Below are 15,650 nucleotides of genomic sequence, written 5' to 3'. Positions count from 1 at the left end.
CGATCACCTTTCGATGACCGCCAGATCCTGCGAGAAACGCTTCCAGTTTTCGACGTATTTTTTCGCTGAGCGGCGAATCCCCGCCACGGCGTCGTCATCAAGCGTGCGGATAGCGCGCGCGGGCGAGCCGACGATCAGGGAATTATCCGGAAATTCCTTCCCCTCCGTCACTAGAGCATTGGCGCCGACGAGGCAGTTTCGGCCGATCTTTGCGCCGTTCAGGATCGTCGCGCCCATGCCGATCAACGAATTATCGCCGATGGTACAGCCATGCACGATAGCGTGGTGGCCAATGGTGCACATTTCGCCGATCGTTGCGGCAAAGCCGGGATCGCTGTGAACCATCACGCCTTCCTGAATATTGGTGCCGCGCCCGACGATGATCGGCTCATTGTCTCCACGCAGCGTTGCACCGAACCAAATGCCGACGTCTTCGCCGAGCGTGACTGAGCCAATGACATTGGCGTCGGGAGCGATCCAGTAGCGATCCGCTGCAGGCGTTTGCGGCACACGGTCGGCAAGGCGGTAAAGCGGCATGTCGATGTCCTCCCTTATGTTCGTGCGTCAGACGACCGTCACCGACAGTGTGCCGACACCCTCGACGCCGCATTCTATGCGGTCACCGCGAACGATTGGACCAACGCCAGCCGGCGTGCCGGTCATGATGACGTCGCCAGCGGCAAGGGTGAACAGCTTGGAAAGCTCGGCAATCACTTCCGGCACCTTCCAGATCATCTGGGCGAGATCGCCCGTCTGCTTGCGTTCGCCATTGACGTCGAGCCAGATCGCGCCGGTTGCGGGATGCCCGATCCTGTCCGCTGGGACGATGGGGGACACCGGCGCGGAATATTCGAAGGCCTTCGCGCCCTCCCAGGAACGTCCCATCTTCTTCAGCCCGTCCTGCAGGTCGCGGCGTGTCATGTCGATACCGACGGCGTAACCCCAGACATGGTTCAGCGCTTCCGACGTCGGAATATCCGCTCCGCCGCTTTTCAGCACCACGACGCACTCAACTTCGTAATGCACATTCGATGAGAGCGACGGATAGGGAAAATCCTGTCCTGCGGGCAGCAGGTTGTCCGGGTTCTTCTGAAAATAGAAGGGCGGCTCGCGCGAGGGGTCGTGGCCCATCTCAATGGCGTGATCGGCATAATTGCGGCCGACACAATAGACCCGCCGTACAGGGAACAGATCGCTCGTGCCTTCGACGGGCAGGAGAACGGGCTTCGGGGCGGGGATGACGGTAGCGGCCATGTGGATTTCCTGTCGTCTTTTAGGGTGCAATTCTTGTCCCGCGATTCCGGCGCGATTTCCAGTTCAAAATTGCCTCGCCTGCAAAACTGGCTTTTTACGGTCCTTTGCTGTAGAAGCCGGCGCAAAGAGGTTAATCCATGTACAGACAAGCGCTTGCAAGCGGCGAAAAAATCTTCGCCGTGGCCCCCATGATCGACTGGACCGATACGAGGTGCAGGTTTCTGCACCGGCAATTGTCGAAGCGTGCGCTGCTTTACACCGAAATGATCGTTGCCGACGCCATCATCCATGGCCAGCGTGACAGGCTGCTCGGTTATCACCCTCAGGAACACCCCGTGGCGTTGCAGCTCGGCGGGTCTGATCCGGCCAAGCTTGCCGAAGCGGTGCGGATCGCCGGGGACTACGGTTATGATGAAATCAATCTGAATGTTGGCTGTCCCTCGGATCGGGTGCAATCCGGCACCTTCGGCGCTTGCCTGATGCGCGAGCCTGATGTGGTGGCGCAATGTGTGGCCGCAATGAAGGCTGCCGCCAGTGTGCCGGTTACCGTGAAATGCCGGATCGGGGTGGATGAGCAGGAGCCGGAAGCGGTTCTGCCTGATTTTCTGAAGAGGGTTGTTGCGGCGGGCGCGGACGCGGTCTGGGTTCACGCGCGCAAAGCCTGGCTGCAGGGGCTTTCGCCAAAGGAAAACCGCGAAGTGCCGCCGCTCGATTATGACCTCGTCTATCGCATGAAGCGGGAAAATCCTGACGTCTTTATCGGCATCAACGGCGGCATCGCCGATCTCGATCAGGCGAGCGGACATCTCCAGCATATGGATGGCGTGATGCTCGGCCGCGCCGCCTATCACAACACCTCCATCCTTGTCGACGTCGACCATCGCATCTATGGCGAGGAGGCCCGCCACCCGGACTGGATGGCGCTGCGTGACGCGATGATGGCCTATGCCGCCGATTATATCGCCGCGGGCGGACGTCTCAACCACGTCACCCGCCATATGGTCGGACTGTTTCAGGGCATGCCCGGCGCGCGCCGTTTCCGGCAAATCCTCTCCAGCGATGCCACGAGGCCCGGGGCAGGGCCGGAGGTCATCGAGGCCGCTTTCGCCAGCATCGATGTCAGCACCACGAAAGACATGGCGGGCTGAAAGCGCTCAGACCGCCTTTTGCAGTTCCTGCGCACCATTAGGCGCATTGACCTTGCCGCCGGTAATGAAGAAAGCGAAAACATCGCGCGGGGTCTTCTTAACCTTCCGATCCGGCGCGATCAGCGGCAGATCGTCCGGCACACCGCCCCTCGCATAGGTCTTTACCCGCTCAGCCCAGTGCGTGATCTCTTTTTTCGGATAGCAGGTCTCGATGTCGTCCTCGCCCTTCTGCAGGCGGCAATAAACGAAATCGGCCGTTACGTCAGGCAGCATCGGATAATCGTGATGGTCAGCGCAGACGACGGCGACCTTGTGCCTGGCAAGAAGTTCGATGAATTCCGGAACCTGAAATGTCGGGTTGCGCACCTCCACGACATGGCGAAGAGTGAGCCCGTCCTGCTTTTCGGGCAGCAGCGCCAGAAATGCACAGAAATCCTCCGCGTCGAATTTTTTCGTGGGCGCAAACTGCCAGAGGATGGGACCGAGATGGGACCCGAGTTCCGTCAACCCCTGCGTCAGGAACTTCGTCATCGACTCACCTGCCTCGGCCAGAACCCTGCGGTTGGTGACAAAGCGGCTTGCCTTTAGCGAAAACACGAAATCCTCGGGCACTTCGGATGCCCATTTCGCAAAGGTCTCCGGTTTCTGGCTGCTGTAATAGGTGCCGTTCACCTCGATTGCCGTGAGCTGCCGGCTGGCGTGTTCCAGCTGGCGTTTTTTCGGCAGTTTTTCGGGATAAAAAGTGCCTTCCCAGGGCTCGAAGGTCCAGCCGCCGATACCGGTGCGGATCGTGCCTGATGTCGACATATCTAGTTCCTCCTCCGGCCTTCGGCCTTTCGAACCTTTGCGACGAAAGCTGCGGCTTACTCCGCAGCCTCCCGTTTTCCGGCCGGCCGGCGCTCCAGAAGCTCCTTCAGGAAGTGGCCGGTATAGGAACGCTCCACCTTGACGATGTCTTCCGGCGTGCCCGTGGCCACCACTTCGCCGCCGCCCGTGCCGCCTTCAGGCCCGATATCGATGATCCAGTCCGCCGTCTTGATGACTTCGAGATTATGCTCGATCACCACCACGGAATTGCCCTGTTCCACCAGCGCATGCAGCATTTCGAGCAGCTTGTTGACGTCGTGGAAATGCAGGCCCGTCGTCGGCTCGTCGAGAATATAGAGCGTGCGGCCCGTCGAGCGCTTCGACAGTTCCTTGGCGAGCTTGACGCGCTGCGCCTCGCCGCCTGAAAGCGTATTGGCCTGCTGTCCGACCTTGATGTAACCGAGGCCGACATCGAAGAGCGATTGCAGCTTGTCGCGCACGGCGGGAACGGCGGCGAAAAATTCGACGCCTTCCTCAACCGTCATATCCAGCACGTCGGCGATGGATTTGCCCTTGAAGGTGACGTCCAGCGTCTCGCGGTTATAACGCTTGCCGTGGCAGACGTCGCAGGTGACGTAGACGTCAGGCAGGAAGTGCATCTCGATCTTGATCACCCCGTCGCCCTGGCAGGCCTCGCAGCGGCCACCCTTGACGTTGAAGGAGAAGCGGCCGGGCGCGTAACCACGAGCCTTGGCTTCCGGCAGGCCGGCGAACCAGTCACGGATCGGCGTAAAGGCGCCGGTATAGGTGGCCGGGTTGGAACGCGGCGTGCGTCCGATCGGCGACTGGTCGATATCGATCACCTTGTCGATGAATTCGAAACCATCGATGCGGTCGTGCTCGGCCGGGATTTCACGCGCGCCCATGACCCTGCGCGCCGCCGATTTATACAGCGTCTCGATCAGGAAGGTGGATTTGCCGCCACCCGAAACCCCGGTTACGGCCGTGAAAACACCGAGCGGCACAGCGGCCGTGACATTCTTCAGGTTGTTGCCGCGTGCGCCAAAAACCTTGATCTCGCGGCCCTTCTTCGGTTTGCGGCGCTCAGCCGGCACGGCAACACCGAGTTCACCGGAGAGATATTTGCCGGTCAGCGATTTCGGATTGGCCATCACTTCCTGCGGGGATCCTTCGGCAATCACCTGGCCGCCGTGAATACCGGCCGCCGGGCCGATATCGACCACATAATCCGCCGTCAGAATGGCGTCCTCATCATGTTCGACCACGATGACGGTGTTGCCGATATCGCGCAGATGTTTCAGCGTATCCAGCAGGCGCGCATTGTCGCGCTGGTGCAGGCCGATCGAGGGCTCATCGAGAACGTAGAGAACGCCGGTGAGGCCAGAGCCGATCTGCGAGGCCAGACGGATACGCTGGCTCTCCCCGCCCGACAGCGTGCCCGAATTGCGCGACAGGCTGAGATAATCCAGCCCTACATCGTTGAGGAATCGCAGGCGTTCGCGGATTTCCTTGAGAATACGGACGGCAATTTCATTCTGCTTCGCGTTCAGGCTTTCCGGCAGCACCTCGAACCAGTCGCGCGCCGTCCGGATCGACATTTCGGTGACTTCACCGATATGCAGCTTGTTGATCTTGACCGCCAGCGCCTCCGGCTTCAGGCGGTAACCGGCGCAGGCCGGGCAGGGGGCTGCCGACATATAGCGCTCGATTTCCTCGCGCGCCCAGGCGCTGTCTGTCTCTTTCCAGCGCCGCTCCAGATTGGGCACGATGCCTTCGAAGTTCTTGACTGTCTTGTAGGAGCGGGCACCGTCCTGGTAGTTGAACTCGATCTTGTCGTCAGTGCCCTGAAGAATGGCGTGCTGCGCCTCCTTCGAAAGATCGGACCACTTGCTCGAAAGCTTGAATCCGAAGGCTTTGCCGAGCGCTTCCAGCGTCTGGTTGTAATAGGGCGACGATGATTTTGCCCAGGGAGCAATGGCCCCGTCACGCAGGGTGCGGGCCGGCTCCGGCACGATCAGGTTCTCATCCACCTTCTGCTGCGAGCCAAGGCCATCGCAGCTGGGGCAGGCGCCGAAGGGGTTGTTGAAGGAGAACAGACGCGGTTCGATTTCCGGAATGGTGAAGCCGGAAACGGGGCAGGCGAATTTTTCCGAAAACAGCACCCGCTCATGGGTCTCGTTGAGAGACTTGTTGGCGGAACCACCGGCGGCTGTCTCTTCGGGCGGCAGGGGCCTGTCGGCAAATTCGGCAATTGCCAGCCCGTCGGCAAGCTTGAGGCAGGTCTCAAGACTGTCGGCAAGACGCGCGGCCATATCCGGGCGCACGACGGCGCGGTCAACCACCACGTCAATGTCGTGTTTGTACTTCTTGTCGAGGGCCGGAACGTCGGCGATCTCGTAGAACTGGCCGTCCACTTTTACACGCTGGAAGCCCTTCTTCATCAGCTCGGCAAGTTCTTTCTTGTACTCGCCTTTGCGGCCGCGCACGATCGGCGCGAGGATGTAAAGACGCGTGCCCTCCTCGAAAGCGAGGATGCGGTCGACCATCTGGCTGACCGTCTGGCTTTCAATCGGCAGGCCCGTGGCCGGCGAATAGGGGACACCGACACGCGCGAAGAGAAGGCGCATATAGTCGTAAATCTCGGTGACCGTGCCGACCGTGGAGCGCGGGTTGCGCGAGGTGGTCTTCTGTTCGATGGAGATTGCCGGCGACAGGCCCTCGATCTGGTCGACATCCGGCTTCTGCATCATTTCCAGGAACTGGCGCGCATAGGCCGAGAGGCTTTCGACATAACGGCGCTGGCCTTCGGCGTAGATCGTATCGAAGGCGAGCGACGACTTGCCTGAGCCGGAAAGCCCGGTCATGACGATCAGCTTGTTGCGTGGCAGATCGAGATCGATACCCTTGAGATTGTGTTCACGGGCACCACGGATGGAAATCGTCTTCAGTTCACTCATGACAAGGCTCGGACAAAAATAACAGGCTGGATGGCGGCGCGTCCTTATGTAGTGACGCAGCCGGACGTGTCGAGGTCTATTCCCTATCGGTCGCAGCTTTTCACGATGCTTGACTCGAAATCTGCAATTCAATAGAACAAAAAAGGAACGAATTGCAAGCGCGAATGTCTGCCCCCCACAGCTTAAGATTATTCTTTGTGGATAGTTCCATGCTTGCGGTGCCCTTTGCGGGCGGCGGCAGCTATTGTGTGCCGAATTTTTTGAAATGCAATTGCCGGTCATGATGGCCGGCGGACAGGATGACGAGATGGCTGGTAGCGTAAACAAGGTAATTCTGATCGGAAACGTGGGCGCTGATCCCGAAATCCGCCGGACGCAGGATGGCCGACCCATCGCCAACCTGCGCATCGCCACCTCGGAGACCTGGCGGGACCGCAACAGCGGCGAGCGCAAGGAAAAGACCGAGTGGCACACGGTCGTCGTCTTTAACGAAGGCCTGTGCAAGGTCGTCGAGCAATATGTGAAGAAGGGCGCCAAGCTCTATATCGAAGGCCAGTTGCAGACCCGCAAATGGCAGGACCAGACCGGTAACGACCGTTACTCCACCGAAATCGTGCTGCAGGGCTTCAACTCCACGCTGACCATGCTCGATGGTCGCGGTGAGGGCGGCGGCCGCAGCGGCGGCGGCGACTTCGGCGGCGGTAATGATTATGGCAGCGGCGGCGGCTCCAGCTATGGCGGCGGTTACGACCAGCAGTCCTCCTCGCGCGGCGGTTCTTCCCGTGGTGGCAACCAGCCTTCGGGCGGATTCTCCAACGACATGGATGACGATATCCCGTTCTGATCGGACCGGGGACGAAGAAACGTGTGACAGGAGGTGAGCTTGACTGACGAAACCCTGCAGCCAAAACAGCCCGCCACCTGGCGCATCATCCTCGCTTTTTTTCTCGACTTCTGGACGGCGTTTTTCGCCGCCGGATTTCTGGTCGCGACGGTAGCGGGAGGGCGAACGCCCGAAGGTTTTGCCCTCAACGGTGCGCCCGCCTTTATCGCCTTCGTGCTGATCATTGCCTATTTTGTGGTGCTCGGGCGGTTCTTCGGTGGCACACTGTGGCAGCGCCTTTTGAAGGCGAGACGCTGACATCGGGCTTTGCCGTTTTTTAAGAGAAGAACACTTCGACGCCCGGGGCAGTCTATGCCGCGACCTTGTCGGCCAGCATCGCCACCATGACATCGGATTGCGAGACGATGCCGACCATCTTACCCCTGGCGTCGATGACAGGCAGATAATGCAATCCTTCCTCCGCAAAGCGGATGATTGCTTCCTCGATTGGGGTTTCCGGCCGCACGGTTTTAACGGGCGATGTCATGATGTCCTTGACCGTATCGTTGGGGGCACTTGCGCCTGACAGGATGAGGCGCAGTCGCTGCAGGAAACCGATCGAGGGACGACCGTTTCTCCAGCTCGCCTTTTCCAGAAAGTCTGTCTGGGTGACGATGCCGACGATTTCGGCGCTGTCATTGGTGACGGGCAACGCCTTGAAATGATGGCTTTGCATCAGGGCATGCGCGTGGCGCAGGCTGTCATCAGGGGCGACGCCGACCACATCCCGGGACATGACACTTTCGCAATCGAGATGCAGCGCGCGACGCCGGTAGGAGCGCAACTCTGTCTTCCGCAGGATGGTTTCCAGCGCGTCGCGGTCGATATCGATGAACTCGTCATATTCCTTCAGCACGTCGTCGAGATCGGTGGAGGAAAAGCCGATTTTCTGAATGGGTGTCGGATCGGCTGTCCCGTGCGCGGCCTTGCCAAGCTTCAGACCGTGTGGATAGGCGCGGCCGGTGGCATTGTTGTAAGCGACGGCCAGGGCAAGAAGGATCAGCGAATTTCCGGCGACCGGCCATAGCAGGAAACCATAGCCGAGGCCATGTATGGCAGGGCCGCCCAGAACGGCCGTCAGCGCCACCGCACCGCTCGGCGGATGCAGGCAGCGCAGCGCCATCATGGCGGCGATGGCCAGGCTGATGGCGAGCGCGCTTGCGAGGAACGGATCCGGAACCAGCAGCGCCACCGTCACCCCGACAAAAGCCGAGACGAAATTCCCGCACAGGATCGACCAGGGCTGCGCCAGCGGGCTGGAGGGTACGGCGAACAACAGGACGGCCGAAGCCCCCATTGGCGCGATCATGGCGGGCAGCGTGGGATCGAAACGAAGAGCGAAACTGGCGAGAGTGCCAGTCAGCAGTATGCCGACGAAGGCGCCTGTGGCGGAGCGGAGCCTTTCCCTGTTGCTGACGGGTGCGGCATCGGGAATGATGCGGCGCAGCGTGGAACGCATGGAGATAACTTTCGAATCCGAAATGACACGCGTCTTTTAGCCGAAGCGCCAGCTGATTTTAAGGGAGGATTTTCCGGCATTTCAGCGGTGGCAGGAATTTATTGCGTTGGTGTCGCGCAGGAACGGCTCAGAAAGCGAATGCGGATTTGATCCCGTCGACCACGAATTGCACCGACAGTGCAGCCAGCAGCACGCCGAGAAGCCGGGTAAGGATGGCGCGGCCGGTATTGCCGAGAAAGCGGTCCATCCGTTCCGAGACGATCAAGGCCGCGTAAACGAGAGCCATCGCGAAAGCGAGGATAAGGATGAGCACCACCATCTCGACCGTGGTCTTCATTGAGCCGGCAAGCAGAACGGTGGCGGAAATAGCACCCGGCCCGGCAATCAACGGCAGGGCCAGCGGGAAGACCGCGAGATTGTGGAGATGGTCCTTGGTAATGGCGATTTCCGAGGTCTTTTCCTTGCGCTCCTGGCGCTTTTCGAAAATCATTTCAAAGGCGATCCAGAACAGGAGAAGGCCGCCGGCGATGCGGAAGGCGCCCAGCGAAATTCCGAGCAGATTGAGGATTGCGAGGCCGAAGAGGGCAAAGACGGCAAGGATACCGAAAGCGATGATGGAGCCGCGCAACGCCACCTGGCTGCGCTGGTCACGGGTCATTCCGGCAGTCAGCGCCAGAAAGACGGGCGCAAGCCCAGGCGGATCGAGTGTGACCAGAAGTGTGGTAAGCGCATTGATGAGCGTTTCGCTGCTGGCCATTCTTTCCCCGTTGGTTTTGTTTTTAGGCCGGAGCCTACGCAAGTCGCGGGCACTTTGAAAGAGAGCGCCACGCATTTGGGCAGCTAAATCGTGAAAAGCGGCGTTCGTCTTGCAAATGACGCAAAAGCCTGTTCAAAACTCGCCGGGAAATTGGCTTAACGTGGCTGTTTCCGCTATAAAAATCCATCCGATTCTTAACAGAGAATGTGATCCGTTTTGACTGACCAGAGCCCCCCCGGCGGCGGAAAGCTTCCGCCAGGCATTGAACCGATTTCCATCATGGAGGAAATGCAGCGGTCGTATCTCGATTACGCCATGAGCGTTATCGTGTCCCGCGCGCTTCCCGATGTGCGAGACGGCCTGAAGCCGGTTCATCGCCGTATTCTGTACGGCATGTCCGAACTCGGCATCGACTGGAACAAGAAATACGTTAAATGCGCCCGCGTAACCGGGGACGTGATGGGTAAATTCCATCCGCACGGCAACTCGGCAATCTATGACGCGCTGGCGCGTATGGCGCAGGACTGGTCGCTCCGCCTGCCGCTGATCGACGGCCAGGGCAACTTCGGCTCCATCGACGGTGATCCGCCGGCCGCTGAACGTTATACCGAATGCCGTCTGGATAAGGCCGCGCATTCGCTGCTTGACGATCTCGACAAGGAAACGGTCGACTTCCGTGACAACTATGACGGCACCTTGCAGGAGCCGGTCGTCATTCCGGCCAAGTTCCCGAACCTGCTGGTCAACGGGGCAGGCGGCATCGCGGTCGGCATGGCCACGAACATCCCGCCGCATAACCTGTCAGAGGTTATCGATGGCTGTATCGCCCTGATCGATAATCCGGCGATCGAGCTGCCGGAACTGATGCAGATCATTCCGGGCCCTGATTTCCCGACCGGTGCGCTGATCATGGGCCGTTCCGGCATCCGCTCGGCTTACGAAACGGGCCGCGGATCGGTCATCATGCGTGGCCGCGCGACAATCGAGCCGATGCGTGGCGACCGCGAGCAGATCATCATCACCGAAGTTCCCTATCAGGTGAACAAGGCGTCGATGATCGAAAAAATGGCTGAGCTGGTCAAGGAAAAGCGCATCGAGGGCATTTCCGACCTGCGCGACGAATCCGACCGCCAGGGTTATCGCGTCGTCATCGAATTGAAGCGCGACGCCAATGCAGACGTCATCCTGAACCAGCTTTACCGCTACACACCGCTGCAGACCTCGTTTGGCTGCAACATGGTGGCGCTGAACGGCGGCAAGCCCGAGCAGATGACGCTGCTCGACATGTTGCGTGCTTTCGTGTCCTTCCGCGAAGATGTCGTCAGCCGTCGCACGAAATACCTGCTGCGCAAGGCGCGCGAGCGGGCGCATGTGTTGGTCGGTCTGGCGATTTCCGTCGCCAATATCGATGAGGTCATCCGCGTCATCCGGCATGCTCCCGATCCGGCTTCGGCCCGAGAAGAACTGATGACGCGTCGCTGGCCTGCACAGGATGTGGAAAGCCTGATCCGCCTCATCGATGATCCGCGCCACCGCATCAACGAAGACGGGACTTACAACCTTTCCGAGGAACAGGCCCGCGCCATTCTCGAATTGCGTCTTGCGCGCCTTACGGCGCTCGGCCGGGATGAAATTGGCGACGAGCTGAACAAGATCGGCGCTGAGATCAGCGAGTATCTGGAAATCCTGTCATCGCGCCTCCGCATCATGCAGATCGTCAAGGACGAGCTTTCCGCCGTCCGCGACGAATTCGGCACGCCGCGTCGCTCCGAGATCGTCGAAGGCGGTCCCGATATGGACGATGAAGACCTCATCGCCCGCGAAGACATGGTCGTGACCGTTTCGCATCTCGGTTACATCAAGCGCGTGCCGCTGACGACGTATCGTGCACAGCGTCGCGGCGGCAAGGGTCGCTCCGGCATGGCAACGCGCGATGAGGATTTCGTCAACCGTCTGTTCGTCGCCAACACCCACACGCCAGTCCTGTTCTTCTCCTCGCGTGGCATCGTCTACAAGGAAAAGGTCTGGCGTCTGCCGATCGGCACGCCGCAGTCCAAGGGCAAGGCCCTTATCAACATGTTGCCGCTGGAACCCGGCGAGCGCATCACCACCATCATGCCGTTGCCCGAGGACGAAACGACCTGGGAAACGCTTGACGTGATGTTCTCGACGACGCGCGGCACGGTTCGCCGCAACAAGCTCGGCGATTTCGTACAGGTCAACCGCAACGGCAAGATCGCCATGAAGCTGGACGAGGAGGGCGATGAAATCCTCTCCGTCGAAACCTGTACGGACCGCGACGATGTGCTGCTGACGACCGCGCTCGGCCAGTGCATCCGCTTCCCCGTGGACGATGTACGCGTCTTTGCCGGCCGCAATTCCGTCGGCGTGCGCGGCATCAACCTGGCCGAAGGCGACCGCATCATCTCCATGACCATTGTGGGCCATGTGGAAGCGGAGCCGTGGGAGCGTGCGGCTTACCTCAAGCGCTCGGCTGCCGAACGGCGTGCCGCAGGCGTGGATGAGGACGATATCGCGCTCGTCGGTGAGGAAGTAACGGAAGAGGGCGAACTCAATGAGGAGCGCTACCAGGAACTGAAGGCGCGCGAAGAATTCGTGCTGACGGTTTCCGTGAAGGGCTTCGGCAAGCGTTCATCGTCTTACGATTTCCGCACTTCAGGCCGCGGCGGCAAGGGCATCCGCGCCACCGATACCGCGAAGACGTCGGAGATCGGTGAACTTGTTGCGGCCTTCCCGGTGGAAGAAGGCGACCAGATCATGCTGGTATCCGATGGCGGACAGCTCATCCGCGTGCCTGTCAACGGCATCCGCATCGCCAGCCGCGCGACCAAGGGTGTGACAATCTTCTCGACTGCGAAGGATGAGAAGGTGGTTTCCGTGGAGCGCATCAACGAGCCTGAAGGCGACGACGAGGCTGAAAATGGCAATGGCGAGGAGGCGGATGACAATCTGCCGACCACGCCGGAGGCACCGGAAAGCGAGGCGTAAGCCGCCTCGTTTTTCACATCAGGATCAACAAAAACCCCGCGGTGCCTGTGCGCCGCGGGGTTTTTCTTTGGGTTTCCGTCTGGTGCGGTCTGTTAGCGAATACGTATATGAACCGGTGAGCGCCCCGACCGACGGGCGACGTGCAGGTGAATGCTGGCTTCCGGCTGGTTGGCGCGCCAGGCACGGGCGCCATGCGAGAGCAGCAACGCGACGAGATCACGCGTTTTTGCCTTGGAACGGTTGAGACCGAGATCGGCGATACGCATCGCCGCCTCATGAATGGGATGCAGAACCGACAGGCTGCCATGCCCGTTGCCAGACGCAATGTCCGAATAATTCTCGTTGACTGCCATCTTGGAAAGCCTCGCTACTCATTACACAATTCGAGGAGACAGGCGATGTTCGAAACAGAGAGCACCGCCTGCGGGAACGTCTTCACTGAAGGGATGCCCAGCAGCTGACGCCTTTCTTTTTCAATGCATTGCATGCATTCACCGCGGCGTTCTGGCCATCGAAGCCGCCGAAACGGGCGCGGTATATCTGGGAGCCATCCTTGCTGTAGGCCACCGTGAAGGGCTTGGCTGAACGAAGCGCCGCACCACCTTTTTCCTGGGCGCTCTGCAGCAGGCCGCGCGCGGAATTTTCGTCCGGCGATGCGCCAATCTGGATGACCCAGCCGCCCTGCGGCGCGTCAGACCTTGCCGCAACGGAAGGGGCGGAGGCTGCGGAAGCCGAGGTGGAAGCCGTGACGATATTATCGACCTTGGTGGAATTGGTTATCAGCTTGCGATCGGGCGCGGACGGCGCCTGACGGATGGGGTCTTTACCCTTCTGCCAGGTAGCCGCTTCCATTGCCTTGACGGCTGCATTGGAAGAGGAGCCAGCAAAGGCGGTAACCGGCGCTTCCTCGTAACGCGTCTGCGGAACGGGTCCGGCATTGGGCAGGCCGGCATCCGTCGCGGCGACGGCGACAGAGGGAACGGCGGCGGCCACAGCGACCGGCTCTTCGACCGGGGCGGAACGCGTCTGTGCAATCAGGTTGCTGTTGCCGCCACGCGACGCCTGCGGCAGATAGGTTGCAACCAGTTTGCGCATGGTGGCGTCACGGGCGGCGCTGGAGCGACCGCCGAGGACGACGGCGACAATGGAGCGCCCGTCGAGCTGCGCGGAGGTGGCAAGATTGCTGCCGGCTGCACGCGTGTAACCGGTCTTGATACCGTCGACGCCCTTCACGGTTCCGACGAGGCGATTGTGATTGCCGATTACCTGCTTGCCGAAATTAAAGGTGCGGGTGGAGAAGTAACCGTAATATTGCGGAAAATGCTGGCGAAGCGCGATGCCGAGGCGGGCTTGGTCGCGCGCCGTGGTCATCTGGGCTGTATTGGGCAGCCCGTTGGCATTGCGGTAGGTCGTGCGCGTCATGCCCAGGGCACGGGCCTTTGCGGTCATCATTCTGGCGAAACGGTCTTCTGAGCCGCCGAGATATTCACCGAGCGCCGTCGCCATGTCGTTGGCCGACCGGGTAACGAGAGCAAGGATCGCCTGCTCGACCGTAATGCTGCCGCCAGCGCGCACACCGAGTTTGGACGGCGGCTCCTTGGCTGCATTCGCCGAAACCGGCACCTTGGAATCAAGAGAGATACGTCCGGCACTGAGGGCTTCGAACGTCAGATAAAGCGTCATCATCTTTGTGAGCGAAGCCGGGTAACGCAGCCCGTCGGGATCCTCGCCGTAAAGCACCTTGCCGGTCTTCGCATCGATGACGATGCCCGCATATTTCGGATCGGCCTTTGCGGTCTGGACGGATGTTGCGGTTATGAACGCCGCCGCAAGTGTCAACGCCACAAACCTTACAAAAGACCCTGTACCCGCTTTGCGCGAATGTGCCCAAGATAGACTTTTCAACACTGCTGAACTCTTTAATCGCATATTTATGTTCCGCTCGGACACGCCCCGCCCGAATGCTCCGGGTAGAAACTTTATCGGGATGGCGTTACCAAGTGGTTTATGAAAGGTATCCGCCTTCCATAAAATGCGACTTTTCACACGCGATCTGTCTCGTGCCGTGTCACGGGTTTTCGTCTTTTACGAGGCGTTTCTCGACATAGGCTGTCACGGCTGCGTCTAGCGCCTGCCATTGCGGCAGCAGGTTGGCCGAGAATCGGTAGAACAGGCTCAGGTCCTGGCCGACGTGGATATCTCTCTGACAATCGCTACCCGCTGTTTCCTGAGGCGTCTGCGGCAGCAGGCAGCGCACCACATAGACGCTTTCGCCGTCGCGTCGGCCGGTCAATATGACTTCCTTGCCATAACCGGAATCAGCGCGCAGCCGATGGAGCAGCAGACCGTGCTTCAGGGGCGTCGGCTCACCTTCTATAAGTCTGGTATAAATCGGCTCGAAACGTCCTGACATGTCCTGCGACATGGTGCTTTGCGACAGCTGAACGAAAATCAGCCCGACTGCATTTTTCGGATCGTCGAAAAGGGCACGATTCGAATCTCGATACCCCGCAAGGTCGGGCCAGGTGAGGTAGAGGTCGGCGCGCTCATGTGCACCACTGTCACGATCAGACGGATTCCGAAGGGTGTTTTTTGCCAGTTTCAGCCGGTCGTTGCCGATGGTCATCTCCACTTCGTCGGTCGACGTGGTGTGTCCCGCCTGAATAATTCTGTCGCCATACCATTTCATGCCGAAATTGAGCGCAGTGAGAAGGGCGGCAAGGGCTCCGCATATGACGATGACGCGTCTTATGAGGGAAGAGGAAAGGAAGCCTGTGTCGCTATGCATGAGCTTTCAAACTCGCTCTGTCCGCCGGGTTTTCGGCGCGGAAATAACAGGCAAAGCTTTAACCCGCGGCGATCGCCATTGAAATGATGTTTTGCCGCTGCTACCTGATAAGCGCAAGCAAAGGACGGCATATGGCAGCGCGTGACAGATATTCCCGGAAACTCGAATGTTCCAAATGTGGCCATCAGGGTTTTGCCGAGGCGTCCGAGTCGGATGACAAAACCCGCCGGGACGTTGATTTCCGCATTGACGAAATGCCCCGGGGATTTCGCGCAGAACGCCCTTCGGGCGACCCAACCGACTTCATGATCCGCTGCGCCCAATGCGGCAACATATTCCGCTTCCTGCAGAAAACCGCCTATGCGCCGGGAGGCGAGCCGCGCGTCAAGGCCTGAACGGAAGGTGCCGGCATGACTTTACCGCAACAGCCCAACGGAGCGTCGCAAAGGCGCAAACCAATCTGGCCCTGGATCGTTCTGCTGGTGCTCACGCTCTGCGCGATCTATTCCTATAACCGCGCCAACGAAATCATCGCCGAGTTGTCCGATACCTTGCCGCCGGCGCTGC

The 15,650-nt window shown here is 59.9% G+C and carries 14 protein-coding genes; 5 read left to right on the top strand and 9 right to left on the bottom strand.

Going from position 1 to position 15,650, the window contains the following annotated elements:
- Positions 1 to 3: 3 nt before the first annotated feature.
- Positions 4 to 537, bottom strand: a complete 534-nt coding sequence (locus DOU54_RS07275) for a gamma carbonic anhydrase family protein (RefSeq protein WP_004441707.1) — start codon at positions 535 to 537, stop codon at positions 4 to 6.
- Positions 538 to 564: 27 nt separating this feature from the next.
- A complete protein-coding gene (locus tag DOU54_RS07270; protein WP_006697530.1) occupies positions 565 to 1,254 on the bottom strand; it encodes a fumarylacetoacetate hydrolase family protein in 690 nt (229 codons plus the stop codon).
- A 137-nt stretch (positions 1,255 to 1,391) separates the two neighbouring features.
- Between DOU54_RS07270 and dusA the strand changes: the two genes are divergently transcribed.
- Complete coding sequence (gene dusA / locus DOU54_RS07265; protein WP_113380624.1) at positions 1,392 to 2,402, top strand: tRNA dihydrouridine(20/20a) synthase DusA; 1,011 nt, start codon at positions 1,392 to 1,394, stop codon at positions 2,400 to 2,402.
- 6 nt (positions 2,403 to 2,408) lie between these two features.
- Here dusA and DOU54_RS07260 read toward each other — a convergent pair whose 3' ends face one another.
- Both DOU54_RS07260 and uvrA read right to left on the bottom strand, forming a co-directional pair.
- Entirely contained in the window at positions 2,409 to 3,209 is an 801-nt protein-coding gene (locus DOU54_RS07260; protein ID WP_113380623.1) for a DUF72 domain-containing protein, read from the bottom strand.
- Between the two features lie 56 nt (positions 3,210 to 3,265).
- Positions 3,266 to 6,187 (bottom strand): excinuclease ABC subunit UvrA, encoded by a 2,922-nt coding sequence (gene uvrA / locus DOU54_RS07255; protein WP_004441722.1) that lies wholly within the window; start codon positions 6,185 to 6,187, stop codon positions 3,266 to 3,268.
- Between the two features lie 265 nt (positions 6,188 to 6,452).
- On the opposite strand from uvrA, the gene DOU54_RS07250 reads away from it, so the two are divergent.
- Positions 6,453 to 7,031 carry a single-stranded DNA-binding protein gene (locus tag DOU54_RS07250; protein ID WP_048902810.1) on the top strand — a complete coding sequence of 193 codons (579 nt, stop codon included), beginning with the start codon at positions 6,453 to 6,455 and terminating at the stop codon, positions 7,029 to 7,031.
- Positions 7,032 to 7,064: 33 nt separating this feature from the next.
- Positions 7,065 to 7,328: a hypothetical protein gene (locus tag DOU54_RS07245; RefSeq protein WP_234882499.1), complete on the top strand. Its 264-nt coding sequence runs from the start codon at positions 7,065 to 7,067 to the stop codon at positions 7,326 to 7,328.
- A 52-nt stretch (positions 7,329 to 7,380) separates the two neighbouring features.
- On the opposite strand, the gene DOU54_RS07240 is transcribed toward DOU54_RS07245, so the two are convergent.
- Positions 7,381 to 8,529 (bottom strand): CBS domain-containing protein, encoded by a 1,149-nt coding sequence (locus DOU54_RS07240; RefSeq protein WP_113380622.1) that lies wholly within the window; start codon positions 8,527 to 8,529, stop codon positions 7,381 to 7,383.
- Between the two features lie 127 nt (positions 8,530 to 8,656).
- Complete coding sequence (locus DOU54_RS07235) at positions 8,657 to 9,286, bottom strand: MarC family protein (RefSeq protein WP_035208833.1); 630 nt, start codon at positions 9,284 to 9,286, stop codon at positions 8,657 to 8,659.
- 216 nt (positions 9,287 to 9,502) lie between these two features.
- Between DOU54_RS07235 and gyrA the strand changes: the two genes are divergently transcribed.
- Positions 9,503 to 12,295: a DNA gyrase subunit A gene (gene gyrA / locus DOU54_RS07230; protein WP_113380621.1), complete on the top strand. Its 2,793-nt coding sequence runs from the start codon at positions 9,503 to 9,505 to the stop codon at positions 12,293 to 12,295.
- A 92-nt stretch (positions 12,296 to 12,387) separates the two neighbouring features.
- Here gyrA and DOU54_RS07225 read toward each other — a convergent pair whose 3' ends face one another.
- The 3 genes from DOU54_RS07225 to DOU54_RS07215 all read right to left on the bottom strand — a co-directional run bounded on the left by DOU54_RS07225 (position 12,388) and on the right by DOU54_RS07215 (position 15,083).
- Entirely contained in the window at positions 12,388 to 12,648 is a 261-nt protein-coding gene (locus DOU54_RS07225) for a hypothetical protein (RefSeq protein WP_004441743.1), read from the bottom strand.
- Positions 12,649 to 12,730: 82 nt separating this feature from the next.
- A complete protein-coding gene (locus DOU54_RS07220; RefSeq protein ID WP_081093392.1) occupies positions 12,731 to 14,224 on the bottom strand; it encodes a D-alanyl-D-alanine carboxypeptidase in 1,494 nt (497 codons plus the stop codon).
- A 139-nt stretch (positions 14,225 to 14,363) separates the two neighbouring features.
- Positions 14,364 to 15,083: a hypothetical protein gene (locus DOU54_RS07215; protein ID WP_113380620.1), complete on the bottom strand. Its 720-nt coding sequence runs from the start codon at positions 15,081 to 15,083 to the stop codon at positions 14,364 to 14,366.
- A gap of 131 nt (positions 15,084 to 15,214) precedes the next feature.
- Here DOU54_RS07215 and DOU54_RS27945 point away from each other — a divergent pair, with 131 nt between their 5' ends.
- Complete coding sequence (locus DOU54_RS27945) at positions 15,215 to 15,478, top strand: hypothetical protein (RefSeq protein ID WP_004441746.1); 264 nt, start codon at positions 15,215 to 15,217, stop codon at positions 15,476 to 15,478.
- The last annotated feature ends 172 nt before the right edge of the window (positions 15,479 to 15,650 follow it).

The organism is Agrobacterium sp. MS2, assembly GCF_003261015.1.
Classification (GTDB): Bacteria; Pseudomonadota; Alphaproteobacteria; order Rhizobiales; family Rhizobiaceae; genus Agrobacterium; species Agrobacterium pusense.
Note: the sequence above shows the minus strand (reverse complement) of the source record. Positions and strands in the feature narration are given on the sequence as shown.